Here is a 14,832-nt window from a genome sequence, read left to right as displayed (position 1 = left end):
TTTGTCATCACGCCGACAAGCCTTCTGGAAACGATGCTGGAGAGCCTGCTCCTCAGTCATAAAGGAGAACACAATGAAAAAAATCGTCCGCAATAATTCTTCGCATGGAAAAAAGCCCGTGCCCACGGAGGTCTATACCGAGGAAGAACTGGATGCCGTCGAAAGTTACATTGAGACGAACTTCGGCACGTATGCAAACGTCTTTCACGAGATTGTCTCGCCCGATATCCATCTGGACATCTGCATCGTCGATCCGACCGAGGAACGGAACTACTACATGCTCGTCACCCTCGGGATGGGGGCGCACCGCATGAACGTGCCAAAAGAGCTCGCCGAGTACAAGCTCGAACGCGCGGAACTCGCGATCGCCCTGCCGTCCGACTGGAAGATCCACGAGGACGACGAGGAGCACTACTGGCCGATCCGCCTGCTGAAGAGCCTCGAACGTCTGCCGATCGAGGATGATACATGGCTCGGCTGGGGGCATACCATCGACAGCAGGACAAACAACTACGCCGAGAACACCAAGCTGACCGCCTCCCTGATCATCGGAGCGCAGGTAAAGGGAGACAACACGGTCTGTCCCCTGCCGGACGGCGACGAGGTCAATTTCTATCAGATCATCCCGCTCTACCGCGACGAGCTCAACTACAAATTCGACCGCAGTGCAAAGGAACTGCTGAACCTCTTTGACGAGCGGCACGTGAGCTTCGTCATTGATCCACAGCGGCGCAGTGCATGCGCCCCTGAGGACTTTGAGGATCTCGTGATGGACAATGCGGAGTGGCATCTCTCCAGCCTGCACGAGAAGAAGCTCCCCGTCGATGAGATCGAGGCGTACAGCCACATGGCAGTCTACCTGCGGTGGTGCATCCTGCATGATCTGATGGCGGACTGGTTCATCCGCGAGTACGAGACGACCGTGCGTGCCGTAAAGGAGCACCCGGCGGAGACAGACCTGCGCCCCTTCCTCCGCGACGAGCTGCACGGGATCCTGATGCGCGGCTTCTTCAACGCGGAGGGCGCGGCGTTCGCTCGTTACTACTACGACGGCGAGGCCCCCTCCTACCCCTCGGACGTCGACAATCACGCCCTCGCGTATTTCGGGGCGGAAAAATACTACTCGAAGGAGTTTGACGACGAGGCATATCTCTTCGTCCCATTCGACGAGCAGCTCTATCGGGAGATGGCGCAGCTCATCGAGCGGCACTGGGAGGCGTGGAAGCGCAACACTGAGGAGCAGGTGGACGCCGATCCGAGCGACGTTGCCATCGCAACGATGCAGTACCTGAACGCCAGCAGGGCGAGCTGCTCTCTGATGTACCTCCCGCCGCTGGTGGACGACGACCCGATCACATCATGGTACAGCTACGCCACGCGCACGGCCGCGCGCGACGGCATTGTCCCCGTCATCATCGTCCCGAGCGACACGCTCTGGGAGGCACTGACGATGAATGCTGAGGCCGAAAAGGGTGCGTTTGAGGACTACGAATTCGATCGGGATGCCGTCATCGCGTTCCGTGAGCGCATGGCGAAAAAGCTGGTCAAGGACGGCAAAACGGTGCTCATGCAGCGGCGCGCGGCATGTACGGAGGACATGACGGTCAAAGAAGATACGAAGGGTGAGGCAAACGACAACCTCATCACCTACTGGAACTGCGAGACGCGGAAAACGCATCCCGTAATCCTCGCCAAGATCCCCGTCAAGCATCCGTGGGAGATCTTCACCTACCTGCCCTTCGGCGGGTGGAACGACTGCCCCGATACCTCCGCGCATACGGCGGTCGCAAAGTACTGGTACGAGACGGACAGAGCCGTCCCTGCCGTCCTCACCTACGACACGCTTGAGTACCGCGTCCCCGCGCCCGTCGCGCCGGAGCACGCCGCCGCGCGCGCCGTGGAGCAGTACGCCTACTGCAGCGACATCATCGAGCAGGGCACACCCGACATGAGCATCCGCAGGCTCGCCGACAGCCTGCGGAAATCGCATATTTGGTATTTCTGGTGGGATTAGGAACAAGCGCCCCCACCACCGCTTCGCGGTCCCCCTCCCCCGTGTCGCACGGGGGGAGGCATTGGATGACGGTATATTCGCTTCCCCCGTCGCGCGGGGGAAGCGGCGAGCATCACGAGCCGATAGGGCGCCCTGAGCGCAACTTAGACCCAGACAAGAGGAGCAGCAGATGACATTACTGGAACAGTGTCAAGCATGGCACAATCACGGAGATTACGAGAAGATCATCACGGCGATTGAGGAGATCCCCGCCGCAGAGCGCACGCCCGAGCTCGATGGCGAGCTGGCGCGCGCCTACAACAACTTCGCGCAGCCGAGCGAGTGGTGGTATTTCAAAAAAGCGATCGACCTCCTCGCGCCGCACGCAGAGGATTCTGCCGACGATCACGTCTGGAACTTCCGCATGGGCTATGCCTACTACTACCTCGATCAGGAAAACCGCGCCCTGCCCTACTTTGAGGCGGCGCTTGCGGCGCTGCCGGGCGACGAGGACACCGAGCAGATGATCGAGGACTGCCGCCGCGGACTCTCTCTCCCGCTCTTTTCGCGCCCGTTCCGCATCCGCGTGCAGGAGGCATGGCTCGCGTTCTCCGAGGTGGAGGAGGAGCTGCGCGCGCTGATGGATGCGGGACCGGATCACGGCGAGGAGCTCATCGAGCGGTGCAGCTCCGCTCTGCACATCGCCTTTGACGATGTCTCATTCGAGCTCGGAAAGGGCAACGAGAAATATGAGCTCATCCTCACGCCCGAAGGTCTGCGCGCAAAGCTCTTTCCGCTCGTCTATTTCGCGTGCCATGCCCCTGCCTCTGTGCGCGAGCACTGGGACATCCACGTCGGGCGCACGTCCTCTCTTGGCTTTTCCCTGCGCACGGACGACTACAGCATCGAGATGACGGATGTCGCCGTCTGGTTCGCGCCGGACGGCGACGGGATCGCCCTCACGGTCTACTGTGAAAAGCTCCTGCCGCTCCTGCAGGAGGACGAGAGCCGCGCGTGGTGGATGCTCTCCACGCTCGTCGATCAGGCACTCGGCGAGATCGCCGCCATCCGACTCATCCATGATTTTGATCTCCTCGATGCGCCGCGCGAGGAGCCGTCGGCCCTGCTGGCGGATCTGCCGCAGGCACTCGCAGAGGCGGGGTACTCCCTCGCGAACGATGCAGAGGAGTACCTTGACCACTACTATCTCGCCTACGAGCGCGAGCCGGACACATCGGACGATGCGGATCTGCGGCTCGATGTCTATGCGGGCAGCACGCGCCTGCCCTCCCTCCTCAGTTCCTATATGGATAACGATGCGACGCTCGTGGACATCTACCATGCGGATGGGATCGCGGCGGGCTTTATCGCCTATCCGCTGACGGATGAGATGCGCGAGAGTGCCGACGGGATTCTCGATTTTCGCGATGCGCTCATGCAGGCGATTGAGGAGGAGACCGATTGTCTGCACGCGGTGACCTTCCTCGGCGGAGCGACGGGCACGAACTACGGCTATCTGGACTTTCTCGCGTGGGATCTGCACGCCGTCCTCGTCGCCGCAGAAACCGTTCTCAAGAGGACGAATCTGCCGTGGGCGGTGTTTCACTCCTTCCGACGAGACGCGGCGGGCACCGTCAACATTTTTGATCGCGACGAGGAGGAGGAGGACGCCGCCGACGCGCCGGAGAGCTCCGACACAGAAAAAGGCCCCCTGCTCACAGCGGAGGCCGTCGCCAAACTCGAGGCGATGGAGGATGGATCCACGGGCTATTTCTTTAAAATGCTCAGCTATCTGAACAAATACATCAAGAACGGCATCATCAAGGGGCGGTTCACACGCGAGGAGGCGCATCGTGACCGCGACATTGCGCTGTGGTATGCCTATGCGTGCAACAATGTCGATCAGTACCCCTACTTCTACCGTGCGATACAGTGGATGCCGGACTCCGAGCCGAATGCGTGCGGGTGCGGGACGTGGTACTATCGCTACGCCGTCGCCCTCATGCACTGCGGCTATCTGGAAAAGGCGCTCCGCTATGCCGCGCAGGGAACGCGTGAGGAGCCAGACTATCCGTGGTGCTATCTCGTGCTCGGCAAGCTGCGCGCCCATTTCGGCGACCGTGACGGTGCGCTGGACGCCGTGCGGCAGGGGCTTTCCCTCGTGCCGGACGACCACGAGTTCCTGACGCTAGAACGTGAGATCGAGGAGGGTGCAACGATTGAGCAGATGTGCTTTCACTGGGTCGACGGAGCGTATGACGAGGAGCTGCAGCAGGCATCGCGTGCGGCCGAGGTTCCGCAGGAGGGCGCAGCGGCAGATGCCCTCGATGACATGTACCAAAAGCAGCGTTCCATCCTCTGCATCCGCGTCGACGAGGAGGGACTCTCCCGCGTCCTGCGCCTCTTCGCCCCCATATCGGCGGGCAGCTACACGCGCAACGCGCCCTACTGCCATTTCCCGCGCAAGGCCGGGGATACAGAGGTGGAGATCGTATTCCGCATGAATGAGGCGGGCATGTCCAAGCTCCCCATCACATGGCTGACCGAGGTCAGGGATCACATCGACAGCGGGGCATGGGTAAAACATACGGATGAGCACGGCACGGCACAGCTCATCGCCGTGCACATCTTACTCGATCACACCGTCGTGCTCGAGTACAAATACCCGTGGAAGGAAAAAAGCGCCTACTTCGAGGTGGATGCCGACTGGAATGTCGGCGAACGGAAGGGATAAGGCGGGCGGAAAAGAAAAAGACGGCGTTTGCCGTCTTTTTTTTTGTTCATTTGTCCCGATAGTGCGAGCCGCATTGTGCAATCTCCATGCGGTTATCCACAATCCGAAAAACAATGCGATTCTTCGCGTCGATGCGAACACTCCAAAAGCCCGAGAGATCCCCCTTGAGCGGTTCGGGCTGTCCCTGGCAGTCATAGCCGCTGCGGTCAATGCTCTGAAGAAGACGATTGATTTTCTTGAGTGTCTTCTTATCCTGCATCTGCTAGTACAAATAATCTGCCCATGCCGCATCCTGCCAAATCTTATCCATCAGTCAGCCTCGATGAGTTCATGCTCCGTCAGATTGCGCCCCGCTTTGACATCCGCAATCGCCGCACGGAGACGCGCCATGTTCTCCTCGCTGTAGAACGGATCGGGTTCTGCCGTTACCTCGAAGGGAATGCGGCGATCCTGTGTCACCTTTGCCGCAAACATCGTAAATGCAGCGGTCAGCGTCAACCCCATCTTGTGGCAGGTCTCCTCCATACGCTGCTTGAGCTCTGCATCCATACGAAAATTTACCATCGTCTGTGCCATATCAATCGCCTCCTTTTTTGTAGAATATCATGTTTGTATAGGCAAATCAATCTTTTCGCATCATTTGCTTTGCATCTATAATCCCAGTTTCTCCTCGATCAATACCAGCTCCATCGGGCGATAGCTCATCTTCTTGTAGTGGATGGTCAGCGCATTGCAGATGCGCTCCAGTGCCGCGCAGTCATAGCAGCGCGTGCCGTCCTTCGCACAGGGCGTTTTTTTGCCCTTGCGGTGGGCGTTGCGCGGGGCGGCAATGCGGTGGATGCGCTCGATCCCCGCCTCGATGTCGGGGACAAGCTTGTTGATGCCGACGACGAAGTAGGTCTTTTCATGTCCGAAGAGTGAGCCTGCGACACGGTTGCCCGCGCCGTCCATGTTGAGGATCTGCCCCTCTTCCGTGATGGCGTTCGCCGAGAGGACAAAGATGTCCGTCATCAGTGCCTCGCGCCCTGCGGCAAGAAATGCCTCGATGCCGCCGACGTGTCCTGCACGTGGCGGATCGACCACCTCGTTATGCTCACTTAGCCGCTCGTAGAGGGAAAGCGCCCGCAGCGTCTCGGAGTCGCCGAATCCGACGCGTTTGCCGCGAATCTCACGAGCGAGATAATCCGCCGCCGCAGTCCGCTCCGCAAAGCGCGAGACATCGTAGCGATTTTTGCGGAATGCCTCCATCGTGCGCACAATGCGTTCCTCGTCCGTCGTGTCGGACATTGTCCTCATCTCCTTCGTCACGCCATATTCCCTGATTCCAAGGGATTCGCGGTGGACATATTGGCGAAATCCTCAGTACGTCTCGATGATGTTGAAATTGCTGTCACACGCGGCGGGCGTGCGTCCGATCTCGCGGATGATGCGGATGATGTGATCCTCGGAGAGGGCGCGCGGGCTCTTTGCCCCCGCGTCGTGGAGGATCGTCTCCTTGTGCACGGTGCCGTCGATGTCGTTCGCACCGAACCCGAGCGCGACCTGCGCCACGGGCACGGTCAGCATCACCCAGTACGCCTTGATGTTGCGGAAGTTATCGAGCAGGAGGCGTGCGATCGCGATCGTCCGCAGATCGTCCCACATCGACGTCTGCCGCACCGTCCGCCCCAGCTCCGTATGTGACGGCAGGAACGGGAACGGGATGAACGTCTGAAAGCCCCCCGTCTCGTCCTGCAGGTCGCGCAGGCGCATCATGTGCGCGACGCGCTCCTCGAGCGTCTCGATGTGTCCGTAGAGCATCGACGCATTCGTCTTGATGCCGAGCTCATGCGCCGTGCGGTGTGCCGCCAGCCACTCATCCGCCGTCGCCTTGTTCGGGCAGAGCTCCCCGCGCACGCGGTCGGAGAGGATCTCCGCGCCGCCGCCCGCGATCGACTGCAGCCCCGCCTCGCGCAGGCGCAGGAGCACCTCGCGCACGGAGAGCCCCGACGTGTGGGCAAAATGCGTGATCTCCACGCCCGTGAACCCCTTCAGGTAGAGTGAGGGGAAGGCCTCGTGCAGCGCGCGCAGACGCAGGAGATAGTCGTCAAACGTCCACGTCGGATGCAGCCCGCTCACGACGTGCAGTCCCGCGAGATGCGGGTCGCGCATCGCCTCCGCGACGTGTGCCACCGCCTCCTCCACGCTCATTTCGTATGCGCCTGCATCCTCCGCATCGCGCCCAAACGCGCAAAACTTACAGTGCGCCATGCAGATATTCGTCAGATTCACATGGCAGTTCACATTGTAGTAGACAATATCACCGCATTTCTCCGCGCGCACATGGTCGGCGAGCGCACCGAGCCACGCGATATCGTGCGAGGCAAAGAGCGCCACGCCGTCCTCATACGTCAGCCGCTCTCCGCGCTCTGCTTTCTTCTCAATATCGAGGTATTTACTCTGCAATTCATCGTCTCCTAAACACACAAGTTACCTCTTTATGATTCGATACCCAGCGCAAAAGTCCTGCCACAGAGACAAAAGGAGCCGCCTGCAAGCCGGTAGGTATCGGCTTTGCAAAACGGCTCGAAGACGATGGCAGCACCTCTGCCACAGGTCATTCCCTTATTTTTTCGGCGTAATCGCCAGCGCGCGTACGGGCAGCCCCGTCGCGCCCTCGATGTTCGGCCACCCGAGGAAGAGCAGTGCCCCTGCCGGCGCCACGCGGTCGAGATTCGTCAGCACCTCGACCTGCAGCTTCCCCTTACCGAGGACATAGCGCTCGCACGCGAGATCCCCCGCCTTTGCCGCCTCCGTCGAGGCATCCGTATCGAGCGTTTCGTGTCCGTTCGCCGCGGCATTGCGCGTCTCATAGATATACTTCAGCGCATCCATCGACCAGCCCGGGAAGTTCTCACTGCCGTCCGCAGCGATCCCGGAGATCGCGTCCATATCCGGCCAATGCCTGCTCCACCCCGTATAGAGTGCGACAAACGCACCGTCCGGAATCGCGCCGTACTTCGCCTCGTACGCCTGGATGTCCTCCACCGTCACCGCATAGTGGACATCGCGTGCGACCTGCTCCGTCACGTCGATCACGCACAGCGGATAGAGCATGTGCCGCGCACCAAAGGCATCCGCGAGCGGCCGATTGCGGACGAAATGTCCCGGAAAATCGATGTGCGTCCCGAACTGCCCCGGGAACTTGAACGTCTGGATGAGGCAGTCAAGCATCGGGTTGCCCCAGTCAAAGCACGTCTTTGAGAGCTCCACCGAGCCCTCGGGGATCCCCGCCCAGCACGGACTGTCGTTATTCAGTGGGTGCGTCAGATCCACCCACTCATACGCATCCGACTTCAGCTCCTCCAGTGCGTTCCACAACTGATATCCCATCGTTCCATCTCCTTAATAACATAGTAAATTTATATGTTATTCTATTGCGAATTTCCGCGTTTGTCAATCCACCGCGAAAAATTTTTTCAAAAAATTCGTTGACAATCTTCTGAAGTTTTACTATACTAAGGATAGTTAAGGAGATCTTAAAGCGGCAGGCTGATTCAGGACAGGCTGCCCCCATGTGATCCGTAAGCACATGGTGTATCTCCTTCGGGGATTTCCCACCGTGTTGACCGACGGTTGTTGGAGAGGGACACGGGATGCACCTCGCTGGCTGAGTGAGGAAGCAGCCGCAGCGTCCACGACGGACTGGGAGGAGATTCCGATGGGTTACTGAGTGGCCGCAAAGCTCTGCACCGTGCACCCCGCCCCGCTGTGTCGGACGGGGATGCCGAGCGAAGGTGCGGCAGGGAATGCGGCAGCCCGCGTGGGGTGGGCACACAAGAGGGCATGGATTAGCGCATGACGAGGAGGACGTTCCCCAGAGCGGGACAGAATGTGCGCACAGAGAACATGTCGTGGTGGTTTTTCTCAGCGTTTTCGCCGAAAAGTTCCGCATCTCATGCTAGCGGCGGTGCGGAATGAAGCGTGGATCGTTTGAATGCAAGAGAGTTACCTATCACTTCCCGTATTTTCCTCAGGACCGCCGATGCGTGACGAGAAAGCGCATCGGCGGTTTTGTTTTCGGCGTATCTTTCCTAGCGCTGCGGGCACAGCGTGCCAATGTATTTTTGCTATTTTGGATTTACGTGCTATAATACAGATGTTTTTCATTTTATTATAGATAGGTGGTATTGGCATGAAACACTCCGAAAACGAGTTCATGCAGCACGAATTGCGGCTCCCTGAGCTGACAATGCGCGGCATGATCCTCGGCGCAATCCTCACCATCATCTTTACCGCATCGAACGTCTACCTCGGCCTCAAGGTCGGTCTGACGTTCTCCTCCGCCATTCCGGCGGCGGTCATCTCGATGGCGGTGCTCAAGATGGCGAAGGATGCGAACATCCTCGAGAACAACATGGTGCAGACACAGGCATCGGCAGCAGGTACGCTGTCCGCCATCATCTTCATCATCCCGGGCATGCTCATGATCGGCTACTGGCAGGACTTTGAGTTCTGGCAGACGCTCGTCGTCTCCGCCTGCGGCGGCTGTCTCGGTGTTCTCTTCACCATCCCGCTGCGGCGTGCAATGGTCGTCCACAGCGACCTCGCCTACCCGGAGGGCGTCGCTGCGGCAGAGATCCTAAAGGTCGGCTCGCACGATGACAGCCGCGAGCAGCACAGCTCTGGACTGAAAGAGATCCTCTCGGGCAGTGCCGTTGCGGGCGTGATCGCTTTCCTCACGAACGGTCTGCAGGTGCTCGGCGACAGTCTCTCCGCATGGTTCCACGTCGGGCGCGGCATGACCCAGCTCCCGCTCGGCTACTCGTCGGCACTCGTCGGTGCGGGCTACCTCATCGGCATCACGAGCGGACTCGCGATGCTGATCGGTATCGCCATTGCGTGGGCGGGCTTTGTCCCCTACTTCACCATCACCGATGTCCTCCCCGACGGCATGACCCTGCAGAAATTCGCGGGTGCCGTCTATCAGCAGAAGGTGCGCCTCATCGGCGCCGGCGCAATGGGTGTCGCCGCCATCTGGACGCTGCTCTGCCTCGCGCGCCCCGTCATTGACGGCGTAAAGGAGTCCATCGCAGGCGCACGCGCAGACAGCGCAGAGCGCGGTCTGCACCGCATGGACATCGATATGACGATGAAGAGCGTCGGCCTTGTCTTTGCCGTCACCGTCATCGGACTGCTCGCGATTTTCTACGCCTTCGTCAGCCCCGAGCAGATCCCAGGCAGTCAGAAAATCATCTTCACCCTCGTCGGCGTTGGCGTCGCCGTCCTCATGGGCTTCTTCGTTGCCGCTGCCTGCGCCTATATGGCAGGTCTCGTCGGCACATCCTCCAGCCCGATCTCGGGCATCGGCATCCTCGGCATCATCGTCGCGTCGCTCGTCATGTACTCTCTTTGCTCTATGTTCGGCATCTTCACGCTGCCGGGCGGTGAGAAATTCGCGACGGCGACTGCCATCTTTACCACGTCGATCATTCTCGCGATCGCCTGCATCTCGAATGACAATATGCAGGATCTCAAGACCGGCTATCTCGTCGGCGCAACGCCGTGGCGTCAGCAGGTCGCACTTCTCATCGGCTGTGTGATCGGCGCGCTCGTCATCGCCCCCGTGCTCAACCTCCTCTATGAGGCGTACGGCTTCTCGGGCGCACTGCCGCGTGCAGGCATGGATCCCGCGCAGGCACTCGCCGCCCCGCAGGCGGTGCTCATGACGACCATCGCACAGGGCATCTTCTCGCAAAAACTTGCATGGGAGTATATCTACATCGGCATTGGGGTCGGCATTGTCCTCGTCCTCATCGACCTCTTCCTGCGCCGCTCGACGAAGAACCTCGCCATGCCGCCGCTCGCCGTCGGCATGGGCATCTACCTCCCGCCCGTCATCCAGACACCGCTCATCGTCGGTGCGGTCCTCGGCTACTTCCTCAACCGCCGCCTGCGTCAAACGCACGGCGAGGATGAAGAGCGGGTAGGACTGCGGCGCGGCACGCTGTTTGCCTCAGGGCTCATCGTCGGCGAATCCATCATCGGCGTCCTCCTGGCCGGCATCATCGTCGTCTCCGTCTCGAACGGCGGCAGCGAAAGCCCTCTCGCCGTCGTCGGCGCCGATTTTGCCGGCACTGCCGAGATGCTTGGGCTCCTCGTCTTCCTCGGCGTTCTCGTCCTCTTCAGCAAAGTCGTGCTGAGCGGGAAAAAGGAAGCATGAAATTTTTCGCAAAAGCGGAAACGCCATCGGCAAACATGACCGATGGCGTTTCTTTTCATATCTTTCACACGAAGAATATTGTATCATCATCAAAGAGGTGAATGAGATGAATCTACGGGACGAATTTGAGCGCATCATGCGCGAACAGCGCGAGATCGCGCTCGCAACAACGACGGACGGGCTGCCGCATGTCCGCATTGTGAACTTCTACTATGCCCCCGAGGAACACTGCGTCTACTTCGCCACGTTCAAAGACAACGAGAAGGTCGTCGAGATCGCGGCAAATCCGAATATCGCATTCACTACCGTTCCGCACAACGGCACAAACGAACACGTCCGCGCGAGCGGACGCGCCGTGAAGTCTGCGCGCACCGTCTACGATCTCGCGGCACTCTTTGCCGCAAAGATCCCACGCTATCAGGAGACCATTGATGCTGTCGGCGACGACCTCATCCTCTACGAAATCTCGCTCGACACAGCGGTTGTCACCATCGACATGGAGCATATCGAGCGCATCCGGCTCTGAGAGTGGGCCGGCAATCGAGGCTGCCGCACGAAGTTTTATGACCTGCCCCCCCAAAGGTTAGATGAGAAGATCGGCCTTTTGGGGGCAGGTCATATTCCAGTCGGAACAAATTAAGGAAGCACTGATAAATTCAGCACCATCATCTTGACGCATCTTTTTTGCCCGCACTTCGGCGGAAAATCCTCCACAGAGCACCACTCTGCGTCCGGTTTTCCGCCTTGTTCGGACGAAAAAATCTACGCCAATCTGACGGACTTCATTTTATCAGTGATTCCTTAATCTTCATTTTTTAGCACGCCCGCATGCTGTAAAACTTTTTCTTTCACCGCACTCACATCGTCGATTTTTATGTATCGCTCAGGCGCCCACGCGACCGGGGATAAATGCTCGTTAAATGTATCGATTTTCTCGCCATTAAAAACATTGTTGACCGCAGTAAACTCCGTTCCGCCAAACACCTTGACAAAACTTTGATACGTCCTGCCGTCGATATCCGCGACATTATTTTCGGCATATATTTTCGAGTTTTTTCCGACGCCCAACGAATACGCATAACGGTATGCGCCGTTTTCATCGTCCGTTTGGTAGTAATTATTATACACGTGAACCTTTCCCCATCTCACGCGCGGTACGCGCTGAACCAAATTATGGAAATAGTTATGATGCAGCGTCACATTCAGTTTGCCATCGTCCGACGTTTTTTCATCACTGTTCCCGATCAAGATTGCTTTATTGTGACGTTCAAAAACATTGTATGACATCGTGATGTCGTCCGCCTGATTCGTGATATCGACCAAGCCGTCTCGATGCTCGTATTCGCGATGAAAATACGTTTCCGTCGGCTGCTGCCCATCCTCGAAATGGCAATGATCGATCCAAATATGCGTGCCCCCACGGATCGTAATGCAGTCATACTGAGAATTCCAGTTGCCGTCCGGCCCATCGTTTGGATCCCACGACGGGAAATAATCATACGGGGACTCAAACATAATATTTCGGATGATCATATTGTCCGCATCGAGGACTAGATCCACGCCCTTTAATTTCGCATCTTCAATCCCAATGATGCTCGTATTGGCGGGAACATGAACCATGATGTTTTTTTCCTGATTCTTTTGAGATTGTTTTCTTTTTTCCTCCTGCTCTTCTTTTTTGCTTTGCGACGCAGTACTATGCGGTGCATGTGACTCCAGATATTGCTGAAAATCATAGCCCTCCGCCATATAATCTTCCATCGTCAGGTGCTTGCCATCCGCGTCCGTATCGAAGTCGATCGTCCCATAAATCATCAAAATCCTAGGTTCCGTATTTTTGCGATTCCCCAATGCGGCAATAAACTCCTGCCTATTGGTCACGCGGAAAATATTGTCCTCTACGGCAGCAGCCCCGCCGGTTGTCCCGCTGCCCTCTGCGGCAAATCCATCATTTTTAGCAAGCACTTCCCGTATAAAATCCGTCTTCCCCATCGAGCTCTGGACAAGCGGCAAGAGGAAAACGGCCGCTAACGCAGTAATACAGGCAATCAGTAAAATTTTCTTTTTCATATTCTTATCTCCCTGTCGTCATCGTCTTAATAAAGAGCCCCTCCGACCTATAGTATACCACTTACGAAAGAAAATAGGATTTCGCGGATACGACCGATCAAAAAAGATCGCTTCACGTCATCTTCTTTGATGATATTCGCGGGAAGAGAAAAACCACGTTAATAAGGACAATACGAAAAGAGCAGCCAGAGATGTGGCTGCTCTTTTCGTGTGGCTGATTGGCTCGGTGCGTGGGTTCCGTCCCCTTGCGGGGATATGGTTTTGAAATTCTTGTTGGTTTTCTGAAAGGAGGTGAAAAAATGAAAGTTTCCGTCCCCTTGCGGGGATATGGTTTTGAAATTATGAAACTCTGGACTATCCAACCTATCGAAGTTTGGCAGTTTCCGTCCCCTTGCGGGGATATGGTTTTGAAATCGTTCGTTCTGACGATGGACGGCGTGACGTTCTAGGTTTCCGTCCCCTTGCGGGGATATGGTTTTGAAATATATCATGATCATCAACGTAACACCACACGATATCAAGTTTCCGTCCCCTTACGGGGATATGGTTTTGAAATGATGGGCGTCTTGAAGATCTTCTTGGGGAAGAGGAGATGTTTCCGTCCCCTTGCGGGGATATGGTTTTGAAATTTCGGAACGGTTCACTGAGCATGGGCTTCATCGGACTGTTTCCGTCCCCTTGCGGGGATATGGTTTTGAAATGCCGACGCAGAACAAGTCTTCCTTGTATTATGTCTACGGGTTTCCGTCCCCTTGCGGGGATATGGTTTTGAAATCACCCCTGATCAGAAAGGAATTGGTGGTTTACTGTGAGTTTCCGTCCCCTTGCGGGGATATGGTTTTGAAATGAGCATCCCTGAAAGCGTGAAAAACGCTGATGGTTTGTTTCCGTCCCCTTGCGGGGATATGGTTTTGAAATTACGACTGGCTTGTTGCGCAGATGGAGAAGAGAATTTCGTTTCCGTCCCCTTGCGGGGATATGGTTTTGAAATCCTTGCGGCGGGATGCCTTGCTGTGCCTAGCTCAATATGCCGTTTTGCGGCGCGGATGTATTTTCCCTCTCTTTCACGGCGACACTGCGTTCTAAAAGCCGCTGTATGTCCCACGGCTCTAAGTGCGGCGGGGATCTCACTCCCAGTATAGCACAGTGGGCTGATGTGCGCAATCCCGCCGCCTAAGGAAGCACTGATAAATTCGGTACAACCATCTTGACGCATCTTTTTTGCCCGCACTTCGGCGGAAAATCCTCCACAGAGCACCACTCTGCGTCCGGTTTTCCACCTCGTTCGGACGAAAAAATCTACGCCAATCTGAGAGACTGTTTTATCAGTGTTTCCCTAAAATATGATGACGTCCTCGATGTGGCGGTCGCCAACGCCCCACGAGCGGACGGAGGTGTGGTTTGCGAGGAGGTAGATGCGCAGGGAGTCGGTGTGCGGGTCGATGAGGCGTGTTGTTCGCTCGATGAGTTCGTTGTATCTGCGCTCGGTGAGGAATGCCTCGAATGCGGATTGCCATCTTTGAAAATATTATGACGCCCGGTGGACTCGAGCCGTCCGAAGAAGTATCCTGTGCGCGAGAGCCATGTGACGGGGATGCCGAGGCGCAAGAGTTCGACGATTGCCTTGGAGGAGACCTGTACGGCGTCGATGAGTGTGAGTCCCTCAAGGGTTTCGGCGGGGATTTCCATGACACATTCCCGGTTGCGCCCGACGGTGAAGCATCCGCCGCGTTTTTGGATGTATGCGCCTTCCTCGGTGATGTAGGCAAAGCTCATGGCGCGGTCTCCTTTCCACAAGGGAGTCGACCCCTTAGCATGAGCACGGCGCCATGC

General features: G+C 57.4%; 10 protein-coding genes, 2 pseudogenes and 1 CRISPR repeat array. Of the genes and pseudogenes, 4 read left to right on the top strand and 8 right to left on the bottom strand.

The window, feature by feature from the left end; all coding sequences use genetic code 11:
* Nucleotides 1-73: 73 nt before the first annotated feature.
* The gene (locus ADJ74_RS05085) at nt 74-2,014 is read left to right on the top strand and encodes a suppressor of fused domain protein (protein ID WP_050342407.1); all 1,941 of its coding nucleotides are present in this window, start codon (nt 74-76) and stop codon (nt 2,012-2,014) included.
* 169 nt (nt 2,015-2,183) lie between these two features.
* Nucleotides 2,184-4,727, top strand: a complete 2,544-nt coding sequence (locus ADJ74_RS05080; protein ID WP_050342405.1) for a hypothetical protein — start codon at nt 2,184-2,186, stop codon at nt 4,725-4,727.
* 46 nt (nt 4,728-4,773) lie between these two features.
* Here ADJ74_RS05080 and ADJ74_RS05075 read toward each other — a convergent pair whose 3' ends face one another.
* From ADJ74_RS05075 to ADJ74_RS05055, 5 genes are all read right to left on the bottom strand, one after another.
* The gene (locus ADJ74_RS05075; protein ID WP_253271726.1) at nt 4,774-4,986 is read right to left on the bottom strand and encodes a Txe/YoeB family addiction module toxin; all 213 of its coding nucleotides are present in this window, start codon (nt 4,984-4,986) and stop codon (nt 4,774-4,776) included.
* 50 nt (nt 4,987-5,036) lie between these two features.
* Entirely contained in the window at nt 5,037-5,303 is a 267-nt protein-coding gene (locus ADJ74_RS05070) for a type II toxin-antitoxin system RelB/DinJ family antitoxin (protein ID WP_050342403.1), read from the bottom strand.
* 75 nt (nt 5,304-5,378) lie between these two features.
* Nucleotides 5,379-6,014 carry an LUD domain-containing protein gene (locus ADJ74_RS05065; protein ID WP_050342401.1) on the bottom strand — a complete coding sequence of 212 codons (636 nt, stop codon included), beginning with the start codon at nt 6,012-6,014 and terminating at the stop codon, nt 5,379-5,381.
* 72 nt (nt 6,015-6,086) lie between these two features.
* A complete protein-coding gene (gene mqnE / locus ADJ74_RS05060; protein ID WP_172664513.1) occupies nt 6,087-7,172 on the bottom strand; it encodes an aminofutalosine synthase MqnE in 1,086 nt (361 codons plus the stop codon).
* 159 nt (nt 7,173-7,331) lie between these two features.
* A complete protein-coding gene (locus ADJ74_RS05055; RefSeq protein WP_050342397.1) occupies nt 7,332-8,099 on the bottom strand; it encodes a cyclase family protein in 768 nt (255 codons plus the stop codon).
* Between the two features lie 802 nt (nt 8,100-8,901).
* On the opposite strand from ADJ74_RS05055, the gene ADJ74_RS05050 reads away from it, so the two are divergent.
* Both ADJ74_RS05050 and ADJ74_RS05045 read left to right on the top strand, forming a co-directional pair.
* Nucleotides 8,902-10,929 (top strand): OPT family oligopeptide transporter, encoded by a 2,028-nt coding sequence (locus ADJ74_RS05050; RefSeq protein ID WP_050342395.1) that lies wholly within the window; start codon nt 8,902-8,904, stop codon nt 10,927-10,929.
* A gap of 106 nt (nt 10,930-11,035) precedes the next feature.
* The gene (locus ADJ74_RS05045) at nt 11,036-11,455 is read left to right on the top strand and encodes a pyridoxamine 5'-phosphate oxidase family protein (RefSeq protein ID WP_039981176.1); all 420 of its coding nucleotides are present in this window, start codon (nt 11,036-11,038) and stop codon (nt 11,453-11,455) included.
* A gap of 275 nt (nt 11,456-11,730) precedes the next feature.
* Here ADJ74_RS05045 and ADJ74_RS05040 read toward each other — a convergent pair whose 3' ends face one another.
* From ADJ74_RS05040 to ADJ74_RS10935, 3 genes and pseudogenes are all read right to left on the bottom strand, one after another.
* On the bottom strand, nt 11,731-12,999 hold the full coding sequence (locus tag ADJ74_RS05040; protein WP_050342392.1) for a polysaccharide lyase family 1 protein: 1,269 nt from the start codon (nt 12,997-12,999) through the stop codon (nt 11,731-11,733).
* A 233-nt stretch (nt 13,000-13,232) separates the two neighbouring features.
* Nucleotides 13,233-13,990: a CRISPR direct-repeat array (repeat unit 35 nt; unit sequence GTTTCCGTCCCCTTGCGGGGATATGGTTTTGAAAT).
* 345 nt (nt 13,991-14,335) lie between these two features.
* Nucleotides 14,336-14,467: pseudogene (locus ADJ74_RS10940) on the bottom strand (CRISPR-associated endonuclease Cas2); the annotation flags it as partial.
* A gap of 71 nt (nt 14,468-14,538) precedes the next feature.
* Nucleotides 14,539-14,775, bottom strand: a pseudogene (locus ADJ74_RS10935) (CRISPR-associated endonuclease Cas1); the annotation flags it as partial.
* Nucleotides 14,776-14,832 lie beyond the last annotated feature (57 nt).

This window comes from Selenomonas sp. oral taxon 478, from assembly GCF_001189555.1.
GTDB lineage: Bacteria > Bacillota > Negativicutes > Selenomonadales > Selenomonadaceae > Centipeda > Centipeda felix.
This window is presented reverse-complemented; position numbering and strand designations above follow the sequence as displayed.

What these genes read in the sequence shown, in the direction of transcription:
- ADJ74_RS05085 (WP_050342407.1), top strand. Translation starts at nt 74, where the DNA reads ATGAAAAAAATCGTCCGCAATAATTCTTCGCATGGAAAAAAGCCCGTG.
- ADJ74_RS05080 (WP_050342405.1), top strand. Translation starts at nt 2,184, where the DNA reads ATGACATTACTGGAACAGTGTCAAGCATGGCACAATCACGGAGATTAC.
- ADJ74_RS05075 (WP_253271726.1), bottom strand. Translation starts at nt 4,986, where the DNA reads ATGCAGGATAAGAAGACACTCAAGAAAATCAATCGTCTTCTTCAGAGC.
- ADJ74_RS05070 (WP_050342403.1), bottom strand. Translation starts at nt 5,303, where the DNA reads ATGGCACAGACGATGGTAAATTTTCGTATGGATGCAGAGCTCAAGCAG.
- ADJ74_RS05065 (WP_050342401.1), bottom strand. Translation starts at nt 6,014, where the DNA reads ATGTCCGACACGACGGACGAGGAACGCATTGTGCGCACGATGGAGGCA.
- ADJ74_RS05055 (WP_050342397.1), bottom strand. Translation starts at nt 8,099, where the DNA reads ATGGGATATCAGTTGTGGAACGCACTGGAGGAGCTGAAGTCGGATGCG.
- ADJ74_RS05050 (WP_050342395.1), top strand. Translation starts at nt 8,902, where the DNA reads ATGAAACACTCCGAAAACGAGTTCATGCAGCACGAATTGCGGCTCCCT.
- ADJ74_RS05045 (WP_039981176.1), top strand. Translation starts at nt 11,036, where the DNA reads ATGAATCTACGGGACGAATTTGAGCGCATCATGCGCGAACAGCGCGAG.
- ADJ74_RS05040 (WP_050342392.1), bottom strand. Translation starts at nt 12,999, where the DNA reads ATGAAAAAGAAAATTTTACTGATTGCCTGTATTACTGCGTTAGCGGCC.